The organism is Streptomyces vulcanius (assembly GCF_042653945.1).
GTDB classification, from domain to species: Bacteria; Actinomycetota; Actinomycetes; order Streptomycetales; family Streptomycetaceae; genus Streptomyces; species Streptomyces mangrovi.
Map to the genome: position 1 here is coordinate 103135 of NZ_JBHSFK010000016.1, position 15631 is coordinate 118765.

A 15631-nucleotide genomic window follows, 5' to 3' on the forward strand; every position below is an offset into this window, starting at 1 on the left:
TCACTCTTTTTTCACATCCGGCGGCCTACCGTCCGAGCACCGAACGACACCCCCGGAGGCAGCGGCGGAACATGCCCACCACCACGACCGGCACCGGCCGCACCGGCACACCCGTCAGGATCCTCACCGATGAGGAGACCCCCGACCGGCTGCCGGGGGAGGGCCGGCCGCACCCCGCGCACCGGCTGCTCGCCCGGGACACCGGCGAGTACCTCTTCGTCGGCCTGCGCGGCGGCACCGGCGGTCCGCCCGACACCCGGCCGGCCGCCCTCCACCTCGCCCCCGGCGACATCTGTTTCTACGACGTCCAGCACACCCCCGCCCTCGACTTCCCCGAGCGGTTCCGGGCCACGGTGTTCCTCGTCCCGGTCGATCTGCTGGGCCTCGCCGCGCCCGACGTACAGCGGATCGCGTGCACGCCGGTCACCCGCTCCTCCCGGCTGGGCACCCTGCTCTCGCCGCTGCTGAGCGACCTCGCCCGTACCGCCGCCGAGGCCCGGCCGCCGGTCGGCGACATGCTGGCCTGGAACGCGGCGAACCTCCTCGCGACCCTGGCCGCCGAGCAGCTCGGCTCACCGGGCCCCGGTCCGCAGGGCGGGAAGCCACCCGTGCTGGAGCGGATCCTGGAGTACGTCGAACTCCACCTGACCGACCCGGACCTGTCACCGGAGGTGATCGCCCGCGCCCACCACATCTCCGTCCGCTACCTGCACAAGCTGTTCAAGGACGAGGGCAGCACCGTAGGGCGCTGGATCCTGCGCCGCAGGCTCGACGAGTGCCGGCGCGACCTGATGCGGTACGGGCGCGGCAGCCGCACCATCGCGGCCGTCGCCGCCCGCTGGGGCTTTCTCAGCGCCACCCACTTCAGCCGGGTCTTCCGGGCCGCCTACGGCATGTCCCCACGGGAGTGGCGCGACACCGCCGGCCGCGACAGGACCCGCTAGAGACGGGCCCAGGACGCGTCCGGTGTCGACAGCCGGTGCGTGGTCACCGAGGTGGCCACGAGCAGCAGCAGGGCCAGTGCCAGGGCGAGGACCAGATGACCGTGCAGGATCAGAAGGGCGCCGGCCAGGGCGCCCGTGAACATCGCCAGCACGGACAGGATCCGCCGGCCGGGGCGCGGCGCCGCGCCTCCGGCGGGCGCGGAGTCGGCGGCCAGGCCCGTCAGGGTGAGGGTCAGCACCGTCGTCGTCAGGTCCGGGACGCCCAGCCTGCGGGCGACCGCGTTCTGCAGACCCATGGCGAGCCCCAGCAGCACGATCAGCGTGTACTGGACGCCCGTGCCGACCCGGCCGTCCGTCACCGCGGCGACGGCCACCGTGACCGCGACCAGCGCCGTCTGCACGGCCGTCGCCGCACGCAGCAGATGCCCCCGGTGCGCCGCGAACCGGGTGCCGAACCCGCCGCCCGCCAGCGCCCCCGTGAGGAAGGACGCCAGCGAGACGACGGAGGCGGTCGCGGAGAGGTTCGCGGCGCCGGCCAGCGCGAAGCCGAGGAAGACGACGTTGCCGGTCATGTTGGCCACGAACACATGCCCGAGCGCCAGATAACTCACCGCGTCCACCAGCCCGGTGACCACGGTCAGCGTCAGCATCAGCGGCGGCAGCGGCCCGTGCCGCTCCTCCCCGGCCGGAACGAGGGTCCGCAGCGCGTCAGTCAGCAAGCCGCGCATGACGCGTCCCCTCCGGTACCGGTTCCGGTGTGTGCAGTACGAGCCGGGTGAGCAGCCCGCTCGCCGGTCCGGCCACGATCGCCGCCCCGACCAGCCAGCCCGGCCAGGGGGTGAGACCCAGCACCCGGTCCAGCGACCAGTCGCCCGGCCCGGTCAGGGCGAGGGACGCGGACACCACGACGAGGACGAGCGGATACTCGTAACCGTCGTTCTGCACCCACAGCCCCTTGGGCCGCTTCACCGTGCCGGCGACCGTCATCACGCCCATCGCCGCCATCGCGGCCGGCGGGGTGAGCAGCCCGGCGGCCAGGAAAAGACCGGCGCCGAGCTGGCTGCCGCCCGCCGCGAGCGCAGTCAGCCGACCGCCCCGGAAACCGTCGCGGCGGAACTCCTCGGTGCCGCCCGCGAGGCCCTGACCTCCGAGGAGGAAACTCACCTTCTGTACCCCGTGTCCGGCGATGAGGAGCCCCACCACCACCCGGAGAACGAACAATCCCGCGTCCATCGTGCTCACCCGACTTCGTCAGCCCGCCGCGTGCGCGCCGATGACGGCCTGCGCGTAGACGATGCCGAGCCCGTAGGCCCCGCCGTGCTCCTTCACGACCCCCGTCGTGGCGCCGTACGTCTCCGCCCGCGCCCAGTCCCGCTGGAGTTCCAGCAGCACCTGCACCCAGGTGACCGGGACCGCGCCGCCCTGCACCATGCGCTGCACGGCGTGCTCGTGGGCCTGCGGGGTGACCCCGCCGCACGCGTCGGTGACCACGTACACCTCGTAGCCCTGGGCGAGCGCGGAGAGCGTGGGCATGACGACACAGACCTCGGTCCACAGACCGGCGATGACCAGCTTCTTGCGGCCGGTGGCCTTGACCGCGTCGACGAAGGCCAGGTCCTCCCAGGCGTTCATCGTCGTCCGGTCGATGATCTTCTGCTCGGGGAAGACGTCCGCGAGCTGCGGCAGCAGCGGCCCGGAGAACGACTCGGCGGCCACGGTGCTCAGCACCACCGGCACCTCGAACGTCCTGGCCGCCTTCGCCAGACCCACCGTCGCGTTGATGATCGCGGTGCGGTCGCCGCTGCCGGTGCCGAAGAACATCTGCGGCTGGTGGTCCACGAAGAGCACCGCGCAGTTGCCGGGGGTGAGCAGATCGGCGCTGGGGGAGGCCGTGACCTCGTTGATGTCGACCATGGCTGAACCTTTCTCGTAGGGGATCAAACAAAGGGGTGTTGGTCAGAAGGGGTACGGGTCAGAGGGAGAAGCAGGGGTCGAACGGCGTCACCGTGCCGTCGTCGGCGAGCCCGCGCCCGACCCGCCACCGCCGCTGCTGTTCCGACTCGGCGACGGCCTCGCCGATCAGCTCGGCCTGGCGGGCGCCGCCCGACCGCTGGTAGCCGCCGTGGTGCGCGACCGGACTCCACTGCGGGGAAAGCGGGGGCAGTTCCTCGTCGAGGCCCTCGTACTCGCCGGCCGCGTACACGATCCGGCCGCCGACGACCGTCAGCAGCGACTCCAGGTGCGGGATGTCCGCCTCCGGCACGGTGAAGTAGTCCTCGGACAGGATCGCCAGATCGGCGTAACACCCCGGCCGCAGCACGCCCTTGACGTCGTCCTCGCCGGTCAGCGTGGCACCGGCGCGGGTGAACAGCCGCAGCGCGGTGTGCCGGTCGACGCGGTTCGACGGCGGGCGCACCACCAGATCGCCGACCGTCCGCCCGCTGACCAGCCAGTGCAGCGCGACCCACGGGTTGTACGACGAGACCCGGGTGGCGTCCGTGCCGGCGGCGACGGTCAGCCCGCGCCTCAGCATGGCGGCGATCGGCGGGGCGTCGGCGGCGTCTCCGGGGCCGTAGCGCCGTAGGAACGCCTCGCCCTGGAAGGAGAGGCGGTTCTGTACGGACATCGCGCCGCCGAGCGCGGCGATCCGGTCCAGGCTCTCGGGCGAGACCGTCTCCGCGTGGTCGAACAGCCAGCGGCCGTCGCCCGGGAAGAGCCCCTCGGCGGCCAGCTTCTCGAACACCGCGAGATCGCGGCGGATCGTCTCGTCGTAGGTGGCGTGCAGCCGGAATCCCCAGCCGTTCTCCAGCAGCAGCCGGACCGCCTTCTCGAATTCCGGCTCGTAATCGTCGAGTTCCGGCCGGGGCTGGGCGAAGTTCTCGAAATCGGCCGCCGCCCAGGTGAGGTTCTCACCCGCCCCGTTGAGCCGCAACCACGCGTCGCCGTCCTCGGGACGGGCCATTTCGATCCACCGGGTGAGATCCTCGATCTCCTGTCCGGCGGTCTGCGGGAAAAGATGATAGGCGATACGCAGTGACAACTGGCCCGATTTCGCCAGCTCCACGACCGTCGAGTAGTTGTCGGGGAAGTTCTGGAATCCGCCGGCCGCGTCGATCGCCGACGTCAGCCCGAACCGGTTGAGTTCGCGCAGGAAATGACGGGTCGAGATCCTCTTGTCCGTATCCGACAGCGTCGGCGCCTTGGCCAGCGTCGAGTACAGGACCAGCGCGCTCGGCGCGGCCAGCAGCATCCCCGTGGGCTCCCCGTCCCGCCCCCGCACGATCTGACCGCCCTTCGGATCCGGGGTGGTGCGGTCGTACCCGGCGGCCCTGAGCGCGGCCCGGTTGAGCACCGCGGACTGGTAGAGGTGCAGCACGAACACCGGCGTGTCCGGCGCCGCCGCGTTCAGCTCCGCGACCGTCGGCAGCCGCCGCTCGGCGAACTGCTCCGCCGACCAGCCCCCGACCACCCGCACCCACTGGCCCTTCGGTGTGCGCTCGGCCTGCGCGCGCAGCATCGCCAGGCCCTCACGCAGGGTGCGCACCCCGTCCCAGCGCAGCTCCAGCACATAGTTCAGACCGCCGCGGATCACATGCAGATGCGCGTCGTTGAGCCCGGGCACCACACGCCTGCCCATCGCGTCGACGACCCGCGTGTCCGGACCGATGTGCCCGGCCACGTCCCGGTCTTCCCCCACGACCGTCACGACACCGTCGCGCACGGCGAGCGCCCCGGCCTGCGGGCGCCGCTCGTCCTGTGTGTGGATCCGCGCATTGCGTACGACGAGTTCCGCGGCGTTCTCGGCGGCCCGGGGAACCAGTCCGCCGACCGGCATTGCAGACACGGTGCGACACCCTCCAGTAATCGGGGAATTGCTGTGCTCCCACACAACCCGCCCCGGCCTGACACGGGTGTTCTGTCCGCGCATCGAATACGGCCCATCAGCGCACCGCCACTGTGCGCTGTGAGGCCAGTCGCGGTGCACGCGTGGGCAGTTCCCGGCAGCCCGGCGGAATTAGCGTGGAGGAGCACGTCAACGCACATCGAGAACAGCTGGAGAAACCCATGTCCGACGTCGTACAGCCGGTCGTACCGGTACTTGAACCCGAGGCAGCGGCGTTTGCCGAGGCGACCGCGAATCCGCCGTATCTGTTCGATCTGGCGCCGGCGGAGGGGCGTAAGGCGGTCGACGAGGTGCAGTCGGGTGAGATCGACATGCCGGCCGTGGACGAGGAGTGGGTCACGGTGTCGGGTGGTCCGACGGGGAGTGTCCGGGCTCGGATCGTGAGGCCGGCGGGTGTCGGCGGCGCGCTGCCGGTGATCGTCTACATCCATGGTGCGGGCTGGGTGTTCGGTAATGCGCACACGCATGACCGTCTGGTGCGTGAGCTCGCCGTGGGTGTGGGTGCGGCGGTGGTGTTCCCGGAGTACGACCTGTCGCCGGAGGCGCGGTATCCGGTGGCGATCGAGCAGAACTTCGCGGTGGCGCGGTGGGTGGTGGCGGAGGGTGCGTCGAAGGGTCTGGACGCCTCGCGGTTGGCGGTGGCGGGTGACTCGGTCGGCGGCAACATGACCGCGGCGCTGACGCTGATGGCGAAGGAGCGTGGCGGTGTTCCGTTGGTGCAGCAGGTGTTGTTCTACCCGGTGACGGACGCGGCGTTCGACACGGGGTCGTACCGCCAGTTCGCGGAGGGGTATTTCCTGCGGCGGGACGGGATGCAGTGGTTCTGGGACCAGTACACGACGGATGAGGGTGAGCGGGCCCAGATCACGGCTTCGCCGCTGCGTGCGACGACGGAGCAGCTGGCCGGTCTGCCGCCGGCGTTGGTGATCACGGGTGAGGCGGATGTCCTGCGGGATGAGGGTGAGGCGTATGCGAACAAGCTGCGCGCGGCCGGTGTCCCGGTCACGGCGGTCCGCTTCCAGGGCATCATCCACGACTTCGTGATGCTCAACGCGCTGCGCTCGACGCATGCCGCCGAGGCCGCGATCAACCTCGCCGTCACCACCCTGCGCAGCGCCCTGCACACCGTCTGAACCCAGGAGACAGCACACCCATGAGCACCACCACGCCCACCGTCGTCCTGGTCCACGGCGCGTTCGCCGACGCCGCCAGCTGGTCCGGCGTCATCGCCGAACTGCAGGGCCACGGCATCCCGGTGATCGCCCCGCCGAACCCGCTGCGCGGCCTCGCCTCCGACGCGGCGTACGTCGCCTCGGTCGCCGCGCAGATCGACGGACCCGTGATCCTCGTCGGCCACTCCTACGGCGGCGCCCTGATCACGGTCGCCGGCGTCACCGAGAACGTCGTCGGCCTCGTCTACGTCGCCGCGTACGTCCTGGAGGAGGGCGAGAGCCTCGGCGAGCTGCAGGGCCGCTTCCCGCTGTCGCCGCTGGGCAGCAACCTCAAGGAGCGGACGTACCCGGCGCCCGGCGGCGAGTCGGCCGTCGAGTTCACCATCGCCGAGGACGCCTTCCCGTGGGTGTTCGCCGCCGACGTGCCCGCGGACGTCACCAAGGTGCTCGCCGCCGCCCAGCGTCCGCTGGCCGCCGCCGCGTTCGAGGAGACCGCCGCCGCGGCGGGCTGGAAGACCAAGCCGTCCTGGGCGCTGGTCGCCGCCGCCGACGAGGCCATCAACCCCGAGGTGGAGCGCTTCGGCGCCAAGCGCGCCGGGGCGACGACCGTCGAGATCGAGGGCGCCTCGCACGCCGTCGCGGTCTCCCAGCCGAAGGCGGTCGCGGACCTGATCCGTGACGCGGTGAGCGCAACGGCCTGACCCGCCGCAGAAGTCGGCCGCGCGGACCTGTTCGGGTCCGCGCGGCTTCTGCTGTCGTGCGCGCTACCAGGTCACCGGCAGCTCGTACACGCCGTACACGATTCCGTCGTCCTTGAACGGGATCGTGTCCAGCGGTGCCGCGACCCGCAGTTGGGGGATACGGCGGAACAACGTGCCGTAGACCACCTGGAGTTCGATGCGGGCCAGGGGCTGGCCGAGGCACTGGTGGATGCCGAAGCCGAAGGCCATGTGGCGGCGGGCGTCACGGCGTACGTCGAGACGGCCGGGCTCGGGGAAGTGCTCGGGGCTCCAGTTGCCGCTGGCGCCCGGGATGATGACGCCCTCCCCGGCGCGGACGCGCTGCCCGCCGATCTCCAGGTCCTCCAGTGCGAGGCGCCGCTGGCCGCTGTGCACGACGGTCAGATAGCGCAGCAGTTCCTCCACCGCGCCGGCCAGCACCTTCGGGTCGTCACCGGCACGGACGACGGCCAGTTGCCCGGGATGCTCCAGCAGCGCCAGCACGCCCAGGGAGATCATGTTCGCGGTGGTCTCGTGCCCCGCGCCCAGCAGCAGCACGCCCAGCATCGCGGCCTCGTGCCGGGCCAGTTCGCCGGCGGCCATCCGGGCCGCCAGGTCGGAGAGCATGTCGTCGGCCGGGGTGGCCAGCTTCGCGTCGAGGAGCTTCTCCAGATACTGGTAGAGGGCGATGTTGGCGGCGCGGGACTCCTCCGCCGTGGAGTTCCGGCTCACCCCTATCTTGCTGTGCCGCTGGAAGAAGTCGTGGTCCTCGTAGGGCACGCCCAGCAGTTCGCAGATCACCAGCGAGGGCAGCGGCAGCGCGAGCGCCTCGACCAGGTCGACCGGGTTCGGTCCGGCCAGCATCGCGTCGATGAGGTCGTCGGTGATGCGCTGGACGGCGGGCCGCAGCGCCTCCATCCGCTTGATGGTGAACGGCGCGGTGACCATCCGGCGGATCCGCGCGTGCTCGGGGTCGTCCATGTTGAGGAACGACGGCGGGGTCTTCCCGGCGGTCTCCTTGAAGCCCCGGCTCAGGTACGGGAAGCCGGGCCGTGTGACGTCGACACTGAGCCGCTGGTCGCCGTACAGGGCGCGCTGGTCGTCGTAGCGGGTGACGAGCCAGTGCGTACTGCCGTCCCACAGCCGGACCTTGGCGACCGGCCGCTCGTCGTGCAGCCGCATCATCTCCGGGGGCGGGGCGAACGGACAGGCCGCGTCCCGGGGCATCGGGAACTCGGGGACGGACTCGGAAGGGTCGTGCGCAACGATGGAGGTCATGGCACTCCTTGTGGGGGTTGCGAGTTGCTGGCGGTTGACTGCGCGCGGGCGTGTTGTGGGGCGGACGAGTGAGTACTGGGCATGCTCGCGTCGCGGGATCCGAAGGCCCGCCGCGCGGCGGGGCTGGAGCACGACGGCGAACGGTGGGCCGAGCGCAAGCGCGCCCTCACCCTGGAGTCCTCTTCCCGCTGGGCCGGGTCGGTCACGAAGGCCGGCCACGATCAGTGGGCGCTCGCCCGGCGCGGGCCGCTCGCGCACATCCAGAGCCTGGAAGCGGGTGTGCGCACGATCGCGCACCGGCCGTCCCTCCCGGTCGGGGAGAAGGGCACCGAGCGCGCTCCGGGCGGCTACCGCAGCAAGCGGGAGTGGCATGCCAAGACCCGGCGCCCGCACGCGCTCACCGGCCGGCTGGAGGCGGCACGCGCCGACCGTGAGGCCGGGCGCGTGTGTGTGGTGCGCGGCGGGAAGCGGCTGCTGAACAACCGGCACACCCTTCAGGCCGTGCCGCCCGGACGCGGAGCGAACGCGGTGGACCAGAACACCCGACACCGTTCGGGGCGTTCGGCTGAGCACGAGTTCCGGCAACAGGACTCACTCCCGCTCAGTGTCTGGGAACGGTCATGGCACTCCTGGTGGGGGAGCGTCCAGCGCCATGGAACCGCAGCTTCCTGACAGCTCCCCGTCAGAAACCTGACGCGGACCCGTACGTGACCCACGTCACGGCCGCCGGCGGCTCTCGCGCGCACGTCGTACGAGAGCGTCCGCCGCCTCCGGCCACTGCGGGTGGTCGAAGGCGAAGCCCGCGGCGAGCAGACGGCCGGGGACGACCCGGCGGCTCTTCAGGAGCAGTTCGGTGTCCGAGCGCAGGGCGAGGGCGCCGAGTTCGGCCATCCACTTCGTCGCGGGCAGCCCCACCGGGACGCCCCACGCGGAGCGCAGCGCGCGCATGAACGTGCGCTGGGGGAGGGGTTCGGGGGCGGCGAGGTTGACCGGTCCGGCGAGGTCGTCGCGCGCGACGAGGAACTCCACCGCGCGCACGAAGTCCCGGTCGTGGATCCAGGACACATACTGCGCGCCGCCCGCGACCGGACCGCCGAGGCCCAGCCGGGCCAGCCGCGACAGGACGTCGAACACCCCGCCCCGGTCCGGGCTCATCACCATCGCGGAGCGCAGGGCCACCTTGCGGGTGTGCGGGGTGTCGGCCTTCTCCAGCTCGGCCTCCCAGGCCGTGGCGATGTCGACGCTGTAGCCCCAGTAGCCCGGCACGTCCGGCTCGGCGCCGCCGATCACCCCGGTGTCCTCGTCGTTCGGGGCGTCGTGGCGGTGGGCGTAGACGGTCGCCGTGCTCATCTGCAGCCACACCTTCGGCGGCCGTACGGCGACGCCGATCGCCTCGCCCACCACCCGCGCCGACTCCACCCGGGAGTCCATCATGGCCTTGAGGTTGGCGGGGGTGTACCGGCAGCTGACGCTGCGGCCCGCCAGGTTGATCACGACGTCGCTGCCGTCCAGCTCACCGGCCCAGGCGCCCGGGGTCCGGCCGTCCCAGCCGACCTCACCCGGTCCCGACGGGCGACGGCTCAGGACGACGACCTCGTGTCCTGCGGCGGTCAGCGCCCGGCGCAGCACCGTCCCCACCTGCCCGGTACCCCCGGGTATGACGATCTTCATCAGTAGGCTCCCCTTCGTGTGAAGGGGAGCCTACTCCTACTTTTGAACACGTTCAAAACACGTGCTCGCGCTCAAGGTGTCCGGTCAGGCGTGATGGACCTCCAGCGCCGCCCGCACCCCCGACTCCAGCGCCCCCTCGATCCATGACGGCTTGACCGAGGTGTGGTCGCCGGCGAAGTGCAGCGGGCCCTCCTGGGTACGGATCGCCGCCAGCAGCTCGGTGTGCTGGCCGGGCAGCAGGACGGACGCCTCGCCGTACGCGTAGGGGTCGCGCAGCCAGCTCTGGGTGCGCCCGGCACCCGTGTAGAAGACCTCGACCCGCCGGCCGTAGACCTGCTGGAGCCCGCGCAGGGCGTGCGGGTAGCGGGCGTCGTCGTCGAGGGAGTCCCAGCGGGACGCGTCGTCGGCCCAGCTGTAGGAGGCGAGGACGACACCGCCCTTGCTGCCGTCCATCGGGTGCGACGGATTGATCATGAACCGGTTGGAGTTGTCGGAGATCGAACCGCCGCCGACGATGTGCGCCGCCTCCGGCTGGTCCCGCCCGGCCCAGTAGTGGGCGGCGTAGTGCACCCGCTGCCCGGCGGTGATGTGCCCCGGCGGCACGGACGGATGCGCGCCCAGCAGACTCCCGTCGGCCGGTGCCTTCCCGGCCCGGTAGTCCTCGTACAACCCCGGCCGTACGGCGTTGAGTTCGCGCTTCCAGTCCGCCTCGGCGAACTCCCACCAGCGCCGGGAGAACTCCAGCAGCACCTTGGTCGCGCTGTCGTAGTGCAGCTCCGCGACCGCCCGCCGCTTCTTGTACGACATCAGCGGGCTGACCTGGACCTGCCGCAGCCCCGAGAACGGCACCGTGACGATCGCCAGGTCGGCGGTGAACTGCTCGCGCACGACCTTGCCGTCGCGGCCCTCGGAGACGGTGTCGATCCAGACGTGCGGTCCGTCGGCGCGGACATGTGAGGTGCCGTCGCCCGAGCCGTGCCGGTCCGGCGTCCAGTACTCGATGTGCGTCGCCCGCCGGTCGAGCCGCAGCACGTCGGAGACCTCCTTCAGCAGCGCGTCCGGAAGCGTCGCCGTACCGCCGACGAGCTCCCAGAACTCGGTGTCCGGGCTGATGAGGGAGGCGCTGATGAAGCTGTGGATGAAGGAGAGGGGGAGACGGGAGGTGAGGTTCTCCAGGGTGCCGATCAGATCGATCGTGCGCTCGTCGAGGCCGGCCTCCTCGGTCAGGAAGCGGTACATCGACCAGTCGCCGTACTTCTGCACGACCCGCGCCCACCCCTGCACCCGCTCGGGCAGCGGCTTGTCGACCCGCTTGCCGTCGGCGCCGAGCGTGCTGAACTCGTCGCGCACGGGGTCCAGGGCCTGACGCAGGATGGTCCCGGAAGGGGTGTCCCAGTGGGCGTGGGGTACGCCGAAGGAGCGGTTGATCCGGCGCGGTGACCTCGCGTACGCGGAGCGGCGCACCCGGACGCCGTTGACGTGCAGCCAGGCGTTGTTGACCGGCTTGCCGCCCGCGTCCACGTCCACCAGGTGGAACCGGCGCTTCTCGACGCCGAGCTGGTCGATCAGGCTCATCACCAGCGGATGGCTGCCGGGGAGCCGCATCGCGCCCGCCTCCGCGTACTGCAACGGATCGGCGAAGGCCTGTTCGGCGTGCTCGTGGCCGCCCGTACGGAACGTCTTGATGCGGCCGCCGACGCGGTTGCCGTTGGCCTCCACGAGCGTGACGTCGTGCCCGGCCCGCTTCAGCAGCCAGGCGGCCACCAGGCCGGCCGGTCCCGCGCCGACCACCAGCACCTTCTTCGCGGTCCCCGTCCCGACCCGGGGCAGGCCTCCGTCCAGGACCTTCCGGTAACCCGGCACCAGTGGCCGGTCGTCCTCGTCGACCACCAGCAGGGCGCGGGCGACGGCCAGGCAGGTCGCCCAGTCGGCGGTGGACCTGGGCGAGGTCCGCTCGGGGAGAGCCGTGGCGGCAGGGGCGGCGACGGTGAGCGCGGCGGCGGCTGCGGTGGCCGTGGCCGTGGCCGCCGTGAAGCGCCGACGGGAGAGCCGGACGGGATCGGCAGAAGCGGGAGAATTGTCCATATGCCCTGGATAGGGGGCGCGTGGGGCGTGTTCGCCATGGTCGGGTGGATCATCACCTGAACGTGTAGGCGCACCTTCTGAACGCGTGCAACTGTCCGACGGGCGGGGGTGGTTTACTCGTGGCACCCCGACTTATCAGGTCAAGCGTCCCGGACTCTTGACTCGGAAAGCGTCACTGGCGATCCTCATCGCATTATCTTGCGTCGGTCATGACAATCTCATGGGTAGTCAAAACACCCTCGTCGACCGCGCCTTCCCGCCGACCGAGGGACGTGGGCTGTGACCATGACCGGACGCCCTGACCGCAGACGCCGAGACGTCACTCTCGTCTCGCTGCTCCTCCTCGTGCTCGCCACGATCCTCAGCCCCACGCCGAGTTCGGCGGCCGGCGCGGACTGGTGGACACCGACCGCCAGGCCGACGCCGGATTCCCAGATCAACGTCACCGGCGAGCCGTTCACCGGTACCAACTCGGCAGGGGAGGTACGGGGGTTCATCGACGCCCACAACCACCTGTTCTCCAACGAGGCCTTCGGCGGGCGGCTGATCTGCGGCAAGGTCTTCTCCGCTGCGGGCGTCGCCGACGCGCTCAAGGACTGTCCCGAGCACTACCCCGACGGCAGCCTCGCGCTCTTCGACTACATCACCCACGGCGGCGACGGGAAGCACGACCCGGCCGGCTGGCCGACCTTCGCGGACTGGCCTGCGTACGACTCGATGACCCACCAGGCGAACTACTACGCCTGGGTCGAGCGGGCCTGGCGCGGCGGGCAGCGGGTGCTGGTCAACGACCTCGTCACCAACGGCATGATCTGCTCCATCTACCCCTTCAAGGACCGCAGTTGTGACGAGATGACGTCCATCCGCCTCCAGGCGAAGCTGACGTACGACCTCCAGACGTACATCGACGCCATGTACGGCGGCACCGGCAAGGGCTGGTTCCGGATCGTCACCGACAGCGCGCAGGCCCGTCAGGTCATCCAGCAGGGCAAGCTGGCGGTCGTCCTGGGCGTGGAGACCTCCGAACCCTTCGGCTGCAAGCAGATCTTCGACATCGCGCAGTGCAGCAAGTCCGACATCGACAAGGGTCTCGACGAGCTGTACGCGCTGGGCGTGCGCAGCATGTTCCTGTGCCACAAGTTCGACAACGCGCTGTGCGGCGTCCGCTTCGACGAGGGCGGCCTCGGCACCGCCATCAACGTCGGCCAGTTCCTGTCCACCGGCACCTTCTGGCAGACCGAGAAGTGCACCACCGCGATGCACGACAACCCCATCGGCACCGCCGCCTCCGACGCCGAGGCCGACCTGCCCGCCGGCACCGAGGTACCCGAGTACGACGAGAACGCCCAGTGCAACACACGCGGGCTCACCGACCTCGGCGAGTACGCCGTGCGCGGCATGATGAAGCGCAAGATGATGCTGGAGATCGACCACATGAGCGTCAAGGCCACCGGCCAGGCGCTGGACATCTTCGAGGCCGCCTCCTACCCGGGCGTCCTCTCCTCGCACAGCTGGATGGACCTGAACTGGACCGAGCGGGTCTACTCCGTCGGCGGTTTCGTCGCCCAGTACATGCACGGCTCCGAGGAGTTCAGCGAGGAGGCCGAGCGTACGGAGGCGCTGCGCGACAAGTACGGCGTCGGATACGGCTACGGCACCGACTTCAACGGCATCGGCGACCACCCCGCCCCGCGCGGCGCCGACGCCGCGAACAAGGTGACGTACCCCTTCAGGAGCGTCGACGGCGGTTCGGTCGTCGACAGGCAGACCAGCGGCTCGCGCACCTTCGACATCAACACCGACGGCGCCGCTCACGTCGGGATGATCCCCGACTGGATCGAGGACATCCGGCTCGTCGGCGGCCAGGGCGTGGTGGACGACCTCTTCCGGGGCGCCGAGTCCTACCTCGACACCTGGGGGACGACCGAACAGCACCAGGCGTCCGTCAACCTTGCCAAGGGGCGTACCGCCACGGCGAGTTCGTCCGAGTCCAACCCGTTCACCAGCTACCAGCCGGGGCAGGCCGTGGACGGCGACGACTCCACCCGCTGGGCCAGTGACTGGAGCGACGACCAGTCGTGGCAGGTCGACCTCGGCTCCACCAACCTCGTCTCCCGGGTCACCCTCGACTGGGAGCGCGCGTACGGGAAGTCGTACCGGATCGAGCTCTCCACGGACGGAAGCACCTGGCAGACCGTCTGGTCCACCACCTCCGGCGACGGCGGCCTGGACACGGCCCGCTTCACCGGTGTCCCGGCCCGCTACGTCCGGGTCCACGGCCTCGACCGGGGCACGGACTGGGGATACTCGCTGTACGAAGTGGGCGTGCACAGCGCCTGACGTACGACACCGGGGGACATCCATGGCACGCATGCCGTCGGCCGAGCGGCGCAGACAGCTGACGGAAGCGGCGATCAGGGCGATGGCCCGGGACGGCGTCCCCAGGACGACCACCCGGTCCATCGCCGCCGAGGCCGGGGTGTCCCTGAGCGTCTTCCACTACTGCTTCGACTCCAAGGAAGCCCTGGTCGAGTCGGTCATCACGACGCTCACCGACCACTCGGTGAGCGTCGTGAAGGAGGCGATCCGGCCCAGGGCCACCCTGGAGGAGACGGTCCGGGCCGGCTTCCAGGCGTACTGGGACCATGTCCGGGCCCACCCCGACGAGCACATGCTCACCTACGAACTCACCCAGTACGCCCTGCGCCAGCCCGGGTTCGAGCATCTGGCCCGCCGCCAGTACGAGCTGTACGGCGAGGCGTACGCACAGCTCGTGGAGGAGCTGTGCGCGAACATGGGCATCACACTCGCCGTACCCGTCGGCGTCCTGGCCCGCTATCTGGCCGCCATGACCGACGGGCTGACCCTGAGCTACCTGGTCCTCGGCGACGAGGCGGCCTGGACGGCCATCCTCGACACGGTCACGTCCCATGTCGCCGGGCTGGTGCGCACCCCCTGAAGCCCGACCGGCACAATCCGTGACGAACCCACACCTCTTGCCCCCGCCCGAAGCCCGGCGCACGCTGTTCCTATGGGAGCGCAGGACGGTCCTACGCTCATCTCGTCCGTGCAGCGGGCCTTCCGGCTGCTGGAGGCGGTGAGCGCGCACGAGAACGGTGCGCCGGCGAAGCAGCTGGCGCGGGAGGCCGGGCTGCCGCTGGCCACCGCCTACCACCTGCTGCGCACCCTCGTCCACGACGGCTACCTGCGCAAACTCGAGGACGGCGGATTCGTCCTCGGCGACAAGCTGCGCACGCTGCACACCGCCGGGCGGGGGCAGACCCTGCTCAGCCGGGTCCGGCCCACGCTGGCCGCGCTGCGCGACGAGCTGACGACCGCCGCCTACCTCACCTTCTACGAGGAGGGCGAGATCCGCGTCGCCGAGATCGTCGACGGCCCCCGGACCCCCCGGGTCGACCTGTGGGTGGGGTTCGAGGACGCGGGACACGCCACCGCGCTCGGCAAGTCCGTGCTGCGGGAACTCGACGACGACGCCCGCAACGACTACCTCTCCCGCCACCACCTCTCCGACCTCACCCCGAAGACCATCACCAGCGCCCTCGAGCTCCTCCGCAGGCTGGACGCCTCCCCCGTGGCCCCGGCCGTCACGGACCTGGAGGAGTACACCCTCGGCACGGTCTGTGTCGCCGTGCCCGTCTACAGCGGCGAGATCCTGGGCTCGCTCGGCGTCTCGCTGCCGGTCGACAAGCTCTCCCGGGTGCCGGAGATCAGGGCCCGGCTGCTGCCGACCGCGGACCGGGTGACCAGAAGCCTGTCGCTCACCATTTGAAATCCCGCTCCTTGTGGTATCCGGTCCGGACCCGCTTTCCTGGATGAAACGGACATTCGACACACAGG

General features: G+C 70.9%; 13 protein-coding genes and 1 pseudogene. 7 read left to right on the forward strand and 7 right to left on the reverse strand.

The genetic code is table 11. The annotated features are described in order from the left end of the window. Positions 1–71 precede the first annotated feature (71 nt). Positions 72–944 (forward strand): helix-turn-helix transcriptional regulator, encoded by an 873-nt coding sequence (locus ACFPIH_RS24720; RefSeq protein WP_381168732.1) that lies wholly within the window; start codon positions 72–74, stop codon positions 942–944. Here ACFPIH_RS24720 and ACFPIH_RS24725 read toward each other — a convergent pair. Genes ACFPIH_RS24725 through ACFPIH_RS24740 form a run of 4 tightly spaced genes read right to left on the reverse strand, consistent with a single transcriptional unit; the run spans position 941 to position 4779 of the window. Next, positions 941–1672: a YoaK family protein gene (locus tag ACFPIH_RS24725; RefSeq protein ID WP_381168730.1), complete on the reverse strand. Its 732-nt coding sequence runs from the start codon at positions 1670–1672 to the stop codon at positions 941–943. The genes ACFPIH_RS24720 and ACFPIH_RS24725 overlap by 4 nt on opposite strands. Further along, positions 1653–2177, reverse strand: coding sequence for a DoxX family protein (locus ACFPIH_RS24730; RefSeq protein ID WP_381169196.1), 525 nt, complete (start codon positions 2175–2177; stop codon positions 1653–1655). Before ACFPIH_RS24730 ends, ACFPIH_RS24725 begins: the two co-directional genes overlap by 20 nt. An 18-nt stretch (positions 2178–2195) precedes the next feature. Then, the gene (locus ACFPIH_RS24735; RefSeq protein WP_381168728.1) at positions 2196–2858 is read right to left on the reverse strand and encodes a hydrolase; all 663 of its coding nucleotides are present in this window, start codon (positions 2856–2858) and stop codon (positions 2196–2198) included. 58 nt (positions 2859–2916) lie between these two features. Beyond that, the gene (locus tag ACFPIH_RS24740) at positions 2917–4779 is read right to left on the reverse strand and encodes an amidohydrolase (protein WP_381169194.1); all 1863 of its coding nucleotides are present in this window, start codon (positions 4777–4779) and stop codon (positions 2917–2919) included. A gap of 230 nt (positions 4780–5009) precedes the next feature. Between ACFPIH_RS24740 and ACFPIH_RS24745 the strand changes: the two genes are divergently transcribed. Then, on the forward strand, positions 5010–5981 hold the full coding sequence (locus ACFPIH_RS24745) for an alpha/beta hydrolase (RefSeq protein WP_381168726.1): 972 nt from the start codon (positions 5010–5012) through the stop codon (positions 5979–5981). 20 nt (positions 5982–6001) lie between these two features. Next, entirely contained in the window at positions 6002–6721 is a 720-nt protein-coding gene (locus tag ACFPIH_RS24750; protein WP_381168724.1) for an alpha/beta fold hydrolase, read from the forward strand. Between the two features lie 63 nt (positions 6722–6784). Here the strand turns inward: ACFPIH_RS24750 and ACFPIH_RS24755 are convergent, their stop codons facing one another. After that, entirely contained in the window at positions 6785–8017 is a 1233-nt protein-coding gene (locus ACFPIH_RS24755; protein WP_381168722.1) for a cytochrome P450, read from the reverse strand. 75 nt (positions 8018–8092) lie between these two features. Between ACFPIH_RS24755 and ACFPIH_RS24760 the strand changes: the two are divergent. Further along, positions 8093–8512, forward strand: a pseudogene (locus tag ACFPIH_RS24760) (IS200/IS605 family accessory protein TnpB-related protein); the annotation flags it as partial. 222 nt (positions 8513–8734) lie between these two features. On the opposite strand, the gene ACFPIH_RS24765 reads toward ACFPIH_RS24760, so the two are convergent. Continuing rightward, entirely contained in the window at positions 8735–9688 is a 954-nt protein-coding gene (locus tag ACFPIH_RS24765) for a TIGR01777 family oxidoreductase (protein ID WP_381168720.1), read from the reverse strand. Between the two features lie 84 nt (positions 9689–9772). Further along, positions 9773–11773 carry a flavin monoamine oxidase family protein gene (locus tag ACFPIH_RS24770; protein ID WP_381168718.1) on the reverse strand — a complete coding sequence of 667 codons (2001 nt, stop codon included), beginning with the start codon at positions 11771–11773 and terminating at the stop codon, positions 9773–9775. Positions 11774–12058: 285 nt separating this feature from the next. On the opposite strand from ACFPIH_RS24770, the gene ACFPIH_RS24775 reads away from it, so the two are divergent. From ACFPIH_RS24775 to ACFPIH_RS24785, 3 genes are all read left to right on the forward strand, one after another. Continuing rightward, the gene (locus tag ACFPIH_RS24775) at positions 12059–14113 is read left to right on the forward strand and encodes a galactose-binding domain-containing protein (RefSeq protein ID WP_381168716.1); all 2055 of its coding nucleotides are present in this window, start codon (positions 12059–12061) and stop codon (positions 14111–14113) included. A 22-nt stretch (positions 14114–14135) separates the two neighbouring features. Then, positions 14136–14732, forward strand: coding sequence for a TetR/AcrR family transcriptional regulator (locus ACFPIH_RS24780; RefSeq protein WP_381168714.1), 597 nt, complete (start codon positions 14136–14138; stop codon positions 14730–14732). A gap of 72 nt (positions 14733–14804) precedes the next feature. Beyond that, complete coding sequence (locus ACFPIH_RS24785; RefSeq protein ID WP_381168712.1) at positions 14805–15563, forward strand: IclR family transcriptional regulator; 759 nt, start codon at positions 14805–14807, stop codon at positions 15561–15563. The last annotated feature ends 68 nt before the right edge of the window (positions 15564–15631 follow it).